Here is a 14490-nt window from a genome sequence, read left to right on the forward strand (position 1 = left end):
AATTCAATAGTAAGATTAAAATATGATTGCATTTAAAAATATTAATGTTATGATTTATAACATGAAATCAAGAAACCAGGTGACATGATGACTGAAACACTTCAAACTGTTGGTATCGATATCGGAACGTCAACGACTTCTTTGATCATCGCACAATTGACGATCATTAATACCGCGGCCGGGTTTTCACTCCCGCAGCTAGCAATTAGTCATAAACACATCCTATATAGAAGCCCAGTCATTTTCACACCGTTACTGAGTGAAACGCGCATCGATGCCGCCAAGCTCAAACAGTTCGTGGCTGCTCAATATCACAAAGCTCACGTGAACAAAAGCAGTTTTAAAATGGGGGCCATTATCATGACGGGCGAAACCGCTCGGAAGGCCAACGCTGATCGTGTGATCCAAGCCCTCAGTAAATACGCGGGCGACTTTGTTTGCGCAACGGCCGGTCCCGGATTAGAAAGTGTGATTGCCGGCAAAAGTGCTGCTCATTCATTACTGACACAGCCGGATCCACAGCCAGTCATCAATTTAGACATCGGTGGCGGTACCACCAACCTGGCCTACTTCGTTAATGGTGATTGTCAGGACACCGCCTGCTTTGACATTGGCGGCCGGCTGATTCGGGTCACTCATGGTAGCAACATCATTACTTACATTGCGCCTAAACTACAGCAACTCATTACCCGATTAGCACTGCCCATCCATTTAGGGACCGTTACCAGCGTGAAGCAGCTGCAACCGCTAATCGACGCGATGGTTGCCCTGTTAGAAAATACCGTTGGGCTGGGCAAACCCGTTGCCTATTTCAACCAATTCATAACGGACAAACCGCTTCAGCCAGTGCCAGCAAACGTTCACCTGACTTTTTCGGGCGGCGTTGCGGATTGCCTGGTCGATCAATTGCCAGCTGACCCCTTTCGATATGGTGACATTGGTCTGCTGCTGGGACACACCTTAAAACATTCTCTGCTCTTTAAGGAACGCACCGTTCGCCCTGCAGATGAAACCATTCAAGCAACGGTCGTGGGCGCCGGTTCACAATCCATGATGCTCAGTGGCAGTACGATCAACTATGATCTAACGGCGTTGCCGCTGCGCAACTTGCCGGTGGTTAAGGTTCAACAATCGCTGAAAGATCACTCGCAAGCAGCGGTGATCACAGCGATTCAGCAGCAGTTAGCACTGTTCGATCATTCGGTCGTTGCCTTAGCTTTGGGTCCAGTCACCGCAACTTTTGCAGGCATCCAGCAATGGCTTGCCATCATTCTTAAAAGCATGACCGTTGTAATTCAAAACTGGCAACCGCTCATCATCGTGACTCAGGAAAATGTCGCTCAAGCGTTGGGCAATAGTCTTAGAAGTCAGCTCCCCAAAAATTACCCGGTGGTCTGTCTGGACCAAATTACCGCATCAGCCGGTGATTATTTGGATATCGGCCTGCCGGTTGCTAGTGGTCAGGCCGTTCCGGTCATCGTTAAAACACTGATCTTCAGTTGAAAGGAGTTTTTTTATGCATTTAAAAGTCACGTTATCCGGTATCCATTACCAGTTTCAATCCGTCAAAGACGTCATGGCCAAGGCTAACGAAGTTAAATCTGGTGATGCTTTAGCCGGTGTTGCCGCTGAAAGTACCGCCGAGCGAATTGCCGCAAAGGTTGTTCTATCTCAGCTCACGTTAAATGATCTCTACGAACATCCCGCTGTCGATTACGATCACGACGAAGTCACTCGAATCATCATTGACGACCTTGACGATGACGCCTTTAACCAAATCAAAAATTGGACCTTAGAACAACTACGGGAATGGTTGTTAGATCCCCAGACGACCAATCAGATGATCCACTACATCTCAAAGGGATTAACCTCTGAAATGATTGCGGGTGTCTGCAAGTTAATGACCAACATGGACCTCATTACTACCGCTAAAAAAATCACAAACGAAAAAACGGCCAACACTACGATTGGCCGGCCCGGAACCTTTTCTTCTCGACTACAGCCCAACCACCCTGCCGACGATATTAACGGCATCATGGCGTCCCTTATGGAAGGTCTGAGCATGGGAATCGGTGATGCGGTCATTGGTTTAAACCCAGTGAGTGATACCGTTGATAATGTCACGCAGATTTTGAAAGCCTTTGATCAGTTCTGCAATACTTGGCAGGTGCCTACCCAGACTTGTGTGCTCGCCCATGTCACCACCCAGATGAAGGCCATCGAACAGGGTGCTCCGGCTGGACTGATTTTTCAGTCAATTGCCGGTTCCCAAAAAGCCAACACCGCGTTTGGTATCAACGGCCACCTCATTAAAGAAGCCAATCAACTTGGTCACGATCGATTACATAATAGCGGTCCTAACGTCATGTACTTTGAAACGGGACAGGGATCGGAGCTTTCTTCAGACGCTAACTTTGGTGCCGATCAATTAACGATGGAGGCACGCTGTTACGGTTTCGCTCGCCACTACGACCCCTTCATTGTTAATACCGTCGTTGGGTTTATCGGCCCAGAATATTTATACGATGCTAAGCAAGTCACTCGTGCCGGTTTGGAAGACCACTTTATGGGTAAACTCAGCGGACTGGCAATGGGCTGTGATGTTTGCTATACCAACCATATGCAGGCGGATCAAAACGACATCGAAAACTTAGCGGTTTTGCTGGCAACTGCCGGCTGTACCTATATCATGGGCGTTCCTCAAGCTGACGATATCATGCTGAACTACCAGTCTACGGGCTATCAGGAAACCGCCACGATTCGGCAGTTACTTAACTTACGACCAACACCGGAATTTGATCAATGGCTGGAAAAAATGGGCATTAGCAAGAATGGCCAGTTAACGCGTAAAGCCGGCGATGCTTCATTATTTTTAGCCAAGGAGGGGTTTTAGATGAAATTAATTGCACCGCGCGTAAAACCTATGCCGATTGATGCAACTGGCAGTATCGTTGATCTGCGGGCCGTTAATCAGCAAAAAGTCCTGACGGTGACGAATCCGGTTAACGCTGCCGGTTATTTAGCGATGAAGCAAAAAACAACCGCCCGCTTGGGACTCGGACGCATCGGTACGCGTTATACAACCCGCTCCGTCCTGCGACTGCGCGCCGACCATGCGGCTGCAAAAGATGCCGTCTGGACCGATGTCAGTGCCGACTTTATTCACAAAATGGGTTGGTTAGCACTCCAGTCAACTTGCAAAACCGAAACGGAATATTTGACCCGCCCCGACCACGGCAGAATAGTTGCACCGACTGAGCTTGATCAACTCAAACCAGCCTTTCCCACCCCACCCCGGGTTTTATTAGCCGTGGGTGACGGCCTCAGTTCTTCAGCCATCGAAGCAAACGCGGCCGAGGTGATTCCAGCTATCAAACAGGGACTTGCCCTATCACAAATTCAAATTGGCACGATTCCCTTTATTCGGTTTGCCCGTGTCGCGGTTGAAGATTACTTAGGTGAAGCCACTCAAGCCGACGTTGTGTGTTTATTGATCGGTGAACGCCCGGGATTGGCAACTGCCAAATCAATGAGTGCTTACATTGTTTACCGGCCCATTATCGGCATGCCTGAAGCGCGCCGAACCGTTGTTTCCAACATTCACCCCAACGGCGTTCCTGCCGTAGAAGCCGGTGCTTATATCGCTGGTGTGATTAAAGAAATGCTGGCTAAACAAGTCTCTGGCATTGCGTTGAAGGCTGTCGAATAATTGAATGAGATACAAAAAAGGCTTCATTTCAGGTCAATGCCGAAATGAAGCCTTTTGATTTTATCTAGCCGAAACGTGTTCAACAAAGCAGAGACCTACATGTAAGGCCCCAGAGGTAAAAATTCAAGTTCGGGATTTCTACCTGCTGTTTACTCTTTGCTTTTACCTAGCGGAAACGTGCTCAACAAAGCAGAGACCTGCATGTAAGGCCCGATTAGCAAAAATCCAAGTTCGGGATTTTCGCCAATCGGGCCTTACACACCGGTCTCTAACCGCTTTGTTTCACACTCTAATTTGCAAACTGATTCTCCACATATTCACGATAAAGCGCGTGATTCTTGACCAGTTCTTTATGCGTCCCATGACCACTTACCTTGCCATGTTCAATAAAGTAGATCTGCGTTGCATCAACAATCGTGCTTAACCGGTGTGCAATTACCAATGTGGTTCGGTTATGCATTAATTTATCGAGGGCTTTTTGAACCATCATTTCAGATTCTGAGTCCAGACTTGCCGTTGCTTCGTCTAACATCAAGATTTTTGGATCCCGCAGGAACGCGCGGGCAATCGCCAGCCGTTGACGTTGACCACCAGAAACTTTGACACCCCGTTCGCCAACTTGAGTATCCAAGCCATCTGGCATTTCTTTAACAAAGTCCTTAGCATAAGCCATTTCGAGAACATTCCAGAGCTGATCATCCGTGTAGTCACCTTCCAACCCATAAGTCAGGTTGTAGCGGATCGTCCCCGCCATAATCGCAGCATCTTGGCTAACAAGTCCAATCTGACTGCGCCAGTTGGTCATGTTAATGTCTTGAACCTTGGTATTGCCAATCTTGATCTCACCCTTATCTGGATCATAGAACCGTTCCAGTAAGCCGAAGATCGTTGATTTACCACCACCGGAAGGTCCCGCAAAGGCAACCACGGTGTTCGGCTTTGCCGTAAAGGAAACGTCCTGCAAAATCGGTTGATCCTTCTCGTATTCAAAGTCCACGTGTTCAACAGTCAAAGTTTGACCATCCATGTCCTCGTCCTTGCCAGAAATCTGATCTTCTTCACCAGCTTGCAGCAATTCTTGAATCCGGGCAGTTGAACCACTAGTCTTCGCCATATCATTGAAGAACTGGCTTAATTGCGTAAACGGTCCGATCATTTGAGTCAGATACATCAGAAATGAAATCAGGGTCCCGAAAGTCATGGTCCCTTGAGAAACTCGGCTAGCACCGTAGATCAACATTCCGATCATCATGCCCATCATCATCATTTGCATTAATGGACTTGCGATAGAATCGTAAATCGCTTCTTTTAAACCGATGCGGTAGAGTTTGTCGATCTTTTCATGGCCGTCTTCGCGTTCAACATCTTCAGCAGTTGATGATTTGACCAACCGAATATCGCTGAGGATTTCACTTGATTGACCGTTGAAATCAGCTAAGGCATCCTGTCTTGCAATCGCAATTTTGTGTGATTGCTTGATCACTGGCATCATAACCACGAGTACCAACGGCACCACGATGAACATGATCACCGTCATCTTCCAGTCCATCACGAGCATCAGTACCAAGGCACCGACTAGCTGCAGGATGGAAGTTACCATATTAGGGACGGAGTTAGCCAATAAGTCTTTCACCTGTGACGTATCGTTGATCAGCCGTGATGAAATCTCACCTGACCGCGTCTCGTCAAAGTAACCAACTGGTAACCGCAAGATCTTGTTCCAGAGGAATTGACGCAGTTTGCTGACAACGTCTTCACCAAAGAACCCAAGAATACTACCAGAGAACGCACTGATCAAGGCACTGCCAATAAAGGCAGCCACGACCCAAAACATGAGTTGGGTATTCATGGCATGACCCAGTCCATTGATCAGCGTTTTAGCTAATTGCGGTACCATTAATTGAATGCCAGTCGCAATCAGTCCAAACAGGAGACCCACTCCTAATTGCCAGAAATGCGGCTTAATCTTGATGGTTAACTTAGCAAAATCTTTGAAATTAAATTTTTGGCGTTTGAATGGAACACCGCCTGCTTGTGGACCCCCAGCACGTGGGTCGCCTTGTGGAGCTTGCCGTTGCATAATTGCGTTTACCTCGATCTATTAGTTTTTGAATGCTTAGTTGTTACGTTCTGGGTTAAAACCGTCATGTTCTGGATCAAAGCCATTGGGACGTGAACCGAACTGACCGTTTTGTGGGCCTTGGTTGTCGAAACCGTTTGAATGAGGATCAAAACCATTTTGTGGACCTTGGTTGCCAAATTCCTTTTGTGGTCCCTGGTTACCAAAACCATTCTGGTGTGAACCAAAACCGTTCTGAGGATTCTGGTTACCAAAGCCATGATTGTTAAAGCCGTTCCAGCCATGTCCGTGACCGCCACCACGGCCGTTGCCCTTAAAGAAGCCGTCTGGGATGTTATTTAAGAAATCTGGTCGTTCTTCACCATCATCCCACTTAGTGAACTTTTCATCCAAGCCACTCGTCAATTTTTCAAGTAATTGACCTAGGGTTTCCTTTTCGTCATCGCTCAAAGAATCGAAGAGTTCATCAGAAAACTCCGTCTTGAAGTTATGAGAAGACGTAATCGTTTCACGGCCCTTGTCAGTCAGTGAAATCAAGCTGACCCGCTTGTCTTCATCAGAATCATGCCGTTCTACTAATCCTTCTGCTTCCATCTTTTTAACCATCACGCTAACTGAACTTGGTCGAATATCTAATTCATCAACGATCTGAGAATTAGTTAATTGATCCTTCTTGTTCAGTAATAGCAGCAGACGCATCTGGCCACGTTGCGGTTGTTTTGCCCAGAACTGTTGACCCCGCTTTGAAAAAGCTGAGAAGCCTCGTTGCTGAAATGTTTGCATCAGTTTGCTGAATTCTTTTAATAAATCTTGTGAGTTGTATGTCATTTTTATTATCTCCTTTAATTTTAAATCCTTAGTTAGCTTTTGGTTCAACTAACGAACGAGATACACTATAAATCATTAGTTAGCTATCGTCAACATAAACTAACTATTTATTTCAAAAAACTTTTACGCGATTGCAAAACCCGATAAGACGACCTGAATATTGATTCTAACGGGCGGCTTAGCCAAGACATCAAATAACTGACGGCTAAGATGCTCAGTTAAATACTGTTGCCTAACCTTCTTATTCTGAAAAAATTCCAGTAACCAGACGATTTCTGGATCAGCTACCGAACGACATATCAGCCACTGACAAGGGTTAATGGGATCATTGGCAGCAAACCGGTTCAGTAAGACATTCACTAAATCGCCACCATGTTCATACTCCGCTTGCAGTCGGGAAACGGTCCCCGGTTGATCCAGATCCAAATTCCAGATAGTTTCTCGCCCAGAACGAAAACTGGCTTCAATTGGTGAGATTCCGGTATGCAGTGGAATCTCGATCACTTGTCCATCGGCTTCGCTTTCCACTAACACCCAGTCAGTTAATCCCTGTTGTGGGGTCAACCGTTGCAACTGGTCAGCCACAGCTGGTAAGATCGTTTGCGCATTATCGTAGTGATCCACAAAACTATCGGGTTGCTGTGCAGGCATAACCTTGCTTTGTTCCTTGGTTAATTTCATTTTCATCATCCTTTTAATTAGTTAGCCTATATATAAATTAACTAACAATAAAGAGTATAATCATTTAGTTAGCTTATGTCAATAGTGACTAACTATTTTTAATGGTGGGCCAGCCATGTTAAGTATAATTCCGTGGGGCTTCCCATATTTTGCAGTACAATGCGCCTAAGGAAGTGATTCGGATGAAAAAATCAATGATTAGCCTCATCACAGTCGCTGTATTAGCAGCCGTGGGGCTTAGTTTCTCAACTCACGTCAGTGCTGCCACTAAAAAAGATGACAACTATGCTATTACTACACGCCAAGTTAAAGCCGGTAAAGTCACTTTACCAGCAAATACACGCGTTTTTGTTTGGTACAAATCAACAAGGAATCATCAAACCTACGCCTCTATTGATCTGCTTTCAATGAGTTATCGCATCCGGCACACAACGAAGGCCACTTCCATCACGATTCCGTACAGCCATAATTTAAAAACAGTAAAGGGTCGCTATCCAAACCCTATCTGTATAGGAAAGGGCCATCAGCTCACCACTCAAAGTGCTTGGACCAAAACGCCCAAGTTAACGTTCACCGCTGATAATAGGGTTGAATATTTTGCCAACGGCAATTTCGATCAGAAGCCAATCTCTTCGACCATGATCACCAAAACCAAACAAAAGGGTCATATTACTTACTACTACGCCAAAAAGAACATGCTGAAGCTACCAGATAAACGAATCAGCAAAACGGGCAACTACCAGTATCGTCTAACCGTTCAAAGAAATAAGGTTGTCTTAGGTGCTTTATCGATCAGTTACTCCGTTGGCAGCAGCACAAATTATTTTTATGCACCAACTTTAAACGCGTAAAATACAAAAACAGTTTGATCCACATCCATAATAGATGTGAATCAAACTACTTTTTCCGCTATGAATAGATGACCATTTGCGACAGCAATCAACCTGTTTAGCTGACTGAGTAACACTGAATAAATGTAGTGGAGTAAAAACTGGCAGCTCGTGGTAAAAAAAGCAGTTAGCTTCCGTCTTTTGGAAGCTAACTGCTTTGCGCAGACGGAGGAGATCCGCCCTGAACGAAGTGAGGTGCTAGCTCCGGAGCAAGCCACGACGAACTGCTGGTTTTTGCGCAACGAAATGAACCCTTAGCAAATCCCCTACCCCAAATTAGAAAGACAAAAAGCACCTCGAGAAAAATCCCGAGATGCTTTTCAGTGTCATTTAAACAGTTAAATTACTGATTTAAACTACTTGAGTGGAGTCCACTTCCAGTTAGTTACTTCTGGCATATCAGTACCGTTTTCACGGATGTAAGCAGTATGCTTAGCAACCATGTCATCCATACGTTGTTCGAAGTATGCACCCTTTACAGCGTATTCAGGCATGCTGAGTAAGGCATCCTTAGCCAAGTGGTAACGGTCGAGTTCGTTCAAGACACGCATGTCAAATGGTGTGGTGATATCACCGTTTTCACGGTAACCATGAACACGAAGGTTATGGTTGTGACGATCGAAGAACATATCACGAACTAAGTCTTCATAACCATGGAAGGCGAAGATAACTGGCTTGTCAGTGGTGAAGTAACGGTCGAATTCTTCGTCACTCAGGCCACGAGGGTCTTTCTTAGGTGAACGAAGTCTCAACAGGTCAACCACGTTGATGACACGCATCTTCAATTCAGGGAATTCGTCATGCAGCAATGAAACTGCGGCGAAGACTTCCCAAGTTGGTTCACTACCAGCGGCAGCGAAGACAACGTCAGGTTCTTGACCCTGATCAGTTGAAGCCCAGTCGATGTAACCTAAACCATTGTGAACCAAGTTAGTAGCTTCATCGATTGAGAACCATTGTGGGCGTGGGTGCTTTGAAGTAACTAACAAGTTGATTGTTTGATAGCTACGGAAAGCAACGTCGGCAACGGCAAGCAATGTGTTAGCATCACCTGGCAGGTATTCACGGATGAGTTCTGGTTTCTTCTCATACAAGTGAGTTAACATACCTGGGTCTTGGTGAGTGTAACCATTGTGGTCTTGCTGGAAGACAGTTGAAGTATCCACGAAGTTCAATGAAGGATACTGCTTACGCCATGTTTGTTCTGAAGCTTTACGTAACCACTTCATGTGTTGAGTCAACATTGAGTCAACGACACGACCAAATGATTCGTAAGTTGCGAAGAAACCATGACGACCAGTTAAGACGTAACCTTCCAACCAGCCTTCAGCTTGGTGTTCTGAAAGTTGTGAGTCAATTACACGGCCTTGAGGTGCCATGTTTTCGTCATTAGGTTCCTTGATAGGTTCTTCCCATTGACGCTTACCAGTATCAAGCATTGAGTACAGACGGTTTGACTTAGTTTCATCAGGACCGAATGCACGGAAGTTGGTAGGGTTCAACTTCATGGTGTCAGCAACCCAGTCAGACCAAACGATCATGTCTTGAGCAGTGATAGCACCTGGAGTCTTAACTTTAATCGCGTATTTCTTGTAGTCAGGTAACTTCAATGGTTCTGGCTTGATCCCACCATTAGTGATAGGGTTCATGGCCATCCGTTGTTCGCCCTTAGGTGCCATGTCGCGAACTTCTTGCTTGATGGTACCATCGGCATTGAAGAAGTCTTCTGGCTTGTATGACTTCAGCCAGCTAACTAATTGATCAGCATGTTCCATTGCGCCTGAGGCAATTGGTAGCGGAACTTGGTGAGCACGGAATGAACCTTCAACAGGGTTACCATCGAAGTCTTCCTTAGGACCAGTCCAGCCTTTAGGTGAACGGAAGATGATCATTGGCCAGTTAGGTAATGAATTGTCATTGTTTTCGCGGGCATTCTTTTGAATGGCCTTGATCTTCTTAATGGCTTCATCCATAGCCTTAGCCATGTCTTCATGAACCGGTTCGTGATCGTCAGGGTTCTTAACTTCAACGAACTCTGGATCCCAGCCCATACCTTTGAAGTAGCTAGTCAAGTCTTCATCACTCATCCGTGAAAGGATGGTTGGGTTAGAAATCTTGAAGCCGTTCATGTTAATAATTGGTAAAACAGCACCATCTTTGATTGGGTTGATGAACTTGTCTGAGAACCATGATGTTGCTAATGGACCAGTTTCAGATTCACCATCACCAATTTCAACAGCGGCAATTACGTCTGGGTTATCTAAGATTGCACCAGTACCGTGTGAAAGTGAGTAACCAAGTTCGCCACCTTCGTGGATTGAACCTGGTGTTTCAGGAGCAGCATGTGAAGCAACGCCACCTGGGAATGAGAATTGCTTGAATAACTTCTGAAGACCTTTTTCGTCTTGAGAAATGTTTGGGTAGATTTCTGAGTAGCTGCCGTCAAGATATGAGTTAGAAACCATAACTTGACCACCATGACCTGAACCTTCGATGTAAAACATGTTCAAATCATACTTCTTAATAACCCGGTTTAAGTGGGCATAAATGAAGTTTTGAGAAACAATAGTTCCCCAGTGACCAATAGGCTTAATCTTAACATCATCTGAGGTTAAGTCGCGGTTCAATAATGGGTTGTCCCGTAAGTAAAGTTGGCCAACAGACAAATAGTTGGCTGCACGCCAATACGTGTCAACGCCTTCCAAATACTGTTTGGAATCGTAATCTTCTGCCATTAGAGTAACACTCCTTTTGATTGATTAAAGATAACTGCACGACGTAATCATTGCAGTTGAAAAATGGTGTGTTAATTACCAGATACAAATTGACCCGATAATTTACACACCTTATGATAGTCCCATTTACATAAAAGTCAACCGCTCTGAAAATTGATACGGTCCAATTCTTAGACATAATCAAGTTACTGCAGTTCAACCGCTTATAAGACTGATGACAGCAAGCTTTTTACACCCTGAATGCCACGCTTTCACCAGCACTGATAGCATGAAAAAAAACCAGCCTGCGATAATCGCCAGCTGGTCTCTTCAATCAATATTCTATTCTTCATCCAAAGTAACAAACGTATTGTAATTAAAGTAATCATACCGCAACCGCATATTAGAAACTTCAAACGGTGTACCATCATCCAAGAAGAAGATGCCTTCCATAATAGCCACTGGTTCATTGGGCTTCAATGTCAGCAGCTCTTGATCTTCTTCATTTGACGGGGCCACTTTAACCGTCATAAACGACTTGGTCACTACCTTGTTTTGAACGTCTTCCAAATAGTTAAAAATCGAACCTGACACGACCTTTTGGGATAGCTCCGGTGCAATTTTTATCGGGATAAACCCCCGTTCAACCATAAAGGGATGTTCATCAAATAACCGCAGGCGCTTAATTTCATACACAAAATCGCCCTTTTCTAAGAACAGATCTTGCTGCATTTCTTCATTAGCAGGAACTACTTTGAAGGATAGCAACTTAATGCCCTGTGTTTGGCCGTCATTCTTAAAACTGTCAGTGATTCCCAAATTTGAACCTTCATAATGAAAAATCGTTTGATTCTTCATGTATAATGGGTTAATAAACGTCCCAGAACCACGTTTCTTAAAAATAATCCCTTGATTTGCTAAAACACTAAGTGCTCGCTTGATTGAACTGCGACTGACGTTGTATGCTTCACTTAGGCTTCGTTCATCCGGTAGTCGTTTGTTTGGAAACTGATTATCGTGAATTCGTGACTTTAAGTCATGCAATACTCTTCTGTAAACTAAATCTGCCATTCCAATCTCCCTCGCAACCAGCTTTACTGATTTTATAATTGAATCGAGTATAACAGATTTTACAACTTTCGGATAGATTGAAACGAACTATTAAGCAAATTGGTCCTTATTAATTATTCATCTGGGCTGTACCAAATTATTTAAGTAAGGAATGATTCTCATGTCAAAAAAGAAAAAAGCCAGCAAATTACATAAAACCCTAGTCGAACAGATCCTCGATAAGGCTAAGATCAGCTATACGCAAATGTCCTTTGCCACCCACGAGGCCGGTGACGTTCAGCAAATGGATATTGATGAAAGTACTATCGATCAGCACATCATCTACAAAACACTGGTGGCTTCAGGTAAAACGACCGGTCCCGTAGTGGGTGTTCTTCCTATAGATACACACCTGGACCTCAAAAAATTGGCCAAGGCTTCCGGCAACAAAAAGGTCAACATGGTGCCATTAAAGGAACTCGTTAAAACGACGGGTTACGAACACGGTGCCAACACACCAATTGGTATCTGGGAAAAGTTAAAGTACCCGGTTTACTTCGATAACACCGCTCAAGAACAAGGCGAAATCATTGTCTCTTCCGGACAAATCGGCCGGTCAGTGAAGGTCAACGCCGAAGCGGTCTGCAAATTGGTACACGGTGAATTTACGGATTTACTGGAGAAAGAAGAATAGTTCTTTTAGGCTGCCTAATCGGGCTCAAACGAGCAAAGAGTTGCATATAAGCAAAGGCACCACAAATCCAAGTTCGGGATTTATGGTGCCTTTACTTATACTCCACTCTCTAAACGCTCGTTTTCGCACCTTGTTACTTTAATCCATTCCACTCCGCTTTAAAATCTTCCAAGAATCTCGTCATCGTCTTCTGACGTTCCTTGGCGATCCTTTTGGCTACCGGAGTGTTCATACTATCTGATAGTTTCAGCAATTTTTCGTAGAAATGATTAATGATGGTTTCATTATCCAAATTACGGTATTCCGCCTTAGTCATACTGGTTCGAGGCTTAATTTGGGGATCATAGATTTTTTCGCTATGATGGCCACCGTAGTAAATCGCCCTGGTAATCCCAATGGCGCCAATCGCGTCCAGCCGATCCGCATCCTGCACGATTTGACCCTCTAACGGTAACGGGTGCTGATCATCCGTCAGCGATTTACTAAATGACATATTGTTAATAATAAACATGATCGTCTGCACTTGATCCGGGCCGAACTCAATCGAACTCAAAAACTTCTCAACGCCACGTTGCGCCGTTAAGACATCCGAAACCAGCTTATCATCGATCACATCATGTAAATAGGCTGAACCGAGTGTGATCAAATAGTCCGCTGACGGTTCTTCTGCCATCAGCATTTTCGCATTGGTCACTACCCGGTTAATGTGGTCGATTCCATGCCCAGTTGCATCACCCGCTAATTTTTGCGAGGTATATTTTTTTATTGCAGCTAATTGCTCAGTTGCTTCCAAGTCGCTCACCTAAACTTTCTCAATAATAAAAAATATCATACTTTATTTTTATTAAAATCAAATTAGAAAGCATTCCACTTAAAAAGTTTACAGAACAACTTTTTTGTATTTTATGATAGTCATTATGCTATCAAATCATCTGTCAATGGCTGACGGCTGGTTTGATATAATCACTTGCGTCACCCGCGTAAACATGCTAAATTCAGATGAGAAATAGATTAATCAAAGGAGGTCCATTGTTTCTATGACACCAGTATCCTTTAAAGGACTTTCGCTTGGTAGCGGAATCCCTAAAATTTGCGTTCCTATTACGGGCGCTGATTCAAATACTGTCATTGGTCAAGCCGGTGAAGCTGTTTCATCAGCCGCTGACATTGCTGAATGGCGACTCGATTACTTTAACGATTTAGAAGATACCGCAAGCATTATTTCAACCGCTAACCGTTTGATTGAGATCCTTGGTGATCTCCCACTGATCATCACTCTGCGCGACCGTGCTGAAGGCGGTAAACGCCAAATTGCTGACGCGGACTATCTCAATCTCTACACGCAGCTCGTGGCTCGTACTGAAGTCACCGCCATCGACGTCGAATGGCAACGTGACCCCACCATTACGGCACAGCTGATCACCCTTGCCCATGCGCACCAGGTACGCACAATCATCAGCCATCATGAATTTGAGCACACCCCAACTAAAACTGTGATGGTCGACCAGCTCACCAAAATGGCTCAATTAAACGGTGACGTGGTCAAACTCGCCGTCATGCCCGCCAGTAACGATGACGTCTTAAACCTGATGGTGGCCACCCACGAAGCCAGCCAGCAGTTATCACAGCCCATCATTACCATGGCAATGGGCTCACTGGGTGCGGTTACCCGGGTCGCGGGCCAGACCTTTAACAGCGTCTTAACCTTTGCGACCACTTCGAACCTGTCAGCTCCGGGTCAGTTAACCGTGGATCAAACCCGCCGGATCTTGAAAATTATTGCACAATGAAGTTTGATTTAGCAGTAGTTGCGCTACAATTAATGGTGAATCAGTCAAAAATGA

General features: G+C 44.9%; 12 protein-coding genes. 6 read left to right on the forward strand and 6 right to left on the reverse strand.

Annotated elements, in window-relative coordinates; translation table 11 throughout:
• Positions 1–87 precede the first annotated feature (87 nt).
• From CES79_RS07520 to eutC, 3 genes are read left to right on the forward strand one after another with little or no spacing between them, the layout of a single operon-like run.
• Entirely contained in the window at positions 88–1503 is a 1416-nt protein-coding gene (locus tag CES79_RS07520; RefSeq protein WP_089136836.1) for an ethanolamine ammonia-lyase reactivating factor EutA, read from the forward strand.
• A gap of 13 nt (positions 1504–1516) precedes the next feature.
• Positions 1517–2893, forward strand: a complete 1377-nt coding sequence (locus CES79_RS07525; protein ID WP_089136795.1) for an ethanolamine ammonia-lyase subunit EutB — start codon at positions 1517–1519, stop codon at positions 2891–2893.
• Positions 2894–3709, forward strand: a complete 816-nt coding sequence (gene eutC / locus CES79_RS07530; protein WP_089136796.1) for an ethanolamine ammonia-lyase subunit EutC — start codon at positions 2894–2896, stop codon at positions 3707–3709. It abuts the gene before it with no gap.
• A 289-nt stretch (positions 3710–3998) separates the two neighbouring features.
• Here eutC and CES79_RS07535 read toward each other — a convergent pair whose 3' ends face one another.
• The 3 genes from CES79_RS07535 to CES79_RS07545 form a co-directional block, all read right to left on the reverse strand.
• A complete protein-coding gene (locus tag CES79_RS07535) occupies positions 3999–5789 on the reverse strand; it encodes an ABC transporter ATP-binding protein (RefSeq protein ID WP_089136797.1) in 1791 nt (596 codons plus the stop codon).
• A 36-nt stretch (positions 5790–5825) separates the two neighbouring features.
• Positions 5826–6617 (reverse strand): MarR family winged helix-turn-helix transcriptional regulator, encoded by a 792-nt coding sequence (locus tag CES79_RS07540; protein WP_054654509.1) that lies wholly within the window; start codon positions 6615–6617, stop codon positions 5826–5828.
• A 123-nt stretch (positions 6618–6740) separates the two neighbouring features.
• Positions 6741–7298 (reverse strand): hypothetical protein, encoded by a 558-nt coding sequence (locus CES79_RS07545; protein WP_089136798.1) that lies wholly within the window; start codon positions 7296–7298, stop codon positions 6741–6743.
• A gap of 182 nt (positions 7299–7480) precedes the next feature.
• Between CES79_RS07545 and CES79_RS07550 the strand changes: the two genes are divergently transcribed.
• Positions 7481–8149, forward strand: a complete 669-nt coding sequence (locus CES79_RS07550) for a hypothetical protein (RefSeq protein WP_089136799.1) — start codon at positions 7481–7483, stop codon at positions 8147–8149.
• Between the two features lie 395 nt (positions 8150–8544).
• Here CES79_RS07550 and CES79_RS07555 read toward each other — a convergent pair whose 3' ends face one another.
• Both CES79_RS07555 and CES79_RS07560 read right to left on the reverse strand, forming a co-directional pair.
• Complete coding sequence (locus tag CES79_RS07555) at positions 8545–10923, reverse strand: phosphoketolase family protein (protein ID WP_089136800.1); 2379 nt, start codon at positions 10921–10923, stop codon at positions 8545–8547.
• Positions 10924–11244: 321 nt separating this feature from the next.
• Positions 11245–11973 (reverse strand): GntR family transcriptional regulator, encoded by a 729-nt coding sequence (locus CES79_RS07560; protein WP_054654515.1) that lies wholly within the window; start codon positions 11971–11973, stop codon positions 11245–11247.
• 160 nt (positions 11974–12133) lie between these two features.
• On the opposite strand from CES79_RS07560, the gene CES79_RS07565 reads away from it, so the two are divergent.
• Positions 12134–12646 (forward strand): aminoacyl-tRNA deacylase, encoded by a 513-nt coding sequence (locus tag CES79_RS07565; protein ID WP_089136801.1) that lies wholly within the window; start codon positions 12134–12136, stop codon positions 12644–12646.
• 133 nt (positions 12647–12779) lie between these two features.
• Here CES79_RS07565 and CES79_RS07570 read toward each other — a convergent pair whose 3' ends face one another.
• Positions 12780–13439, reverse strand: a complete 660-nt coding sequence (locus tag CES79_RS07570) for an HD domain-containing protein (RefSeq protein ID WP_089136837.1) — start codon at positions 13437–13439, stop codon at positions 12780–12782.
• A gap of 244 nt (positions 13440–13683) precedes the next feature.
• On the opposite strand from CES79_RS07570, the gene aroD reads away from it, so the two are divergent.
• Positions 13684–14436, forward strand: coding sequence for a type I 3-dehydroquinate dehydratase (gene aroD / locus CES79_RS07575; protein WP_054654517.1), 753 nt, complete (start codon positions 13684–13686; stop codon positions 14434–14436).
• The last annotated feature ends 54 nt before the right edge of the window (positions 14437–14490 follow it).

The sequence above is a fragment of the Secundilactobacillus silagei JCM 19001 genome, from assembly GCF_002217945.1.
GTDB lineage: Bacteria > Bacillota > Bacilli > Lactobacillales > Lactobacillaceae > Secundilactobacillus > Secundilactobacillus silagei.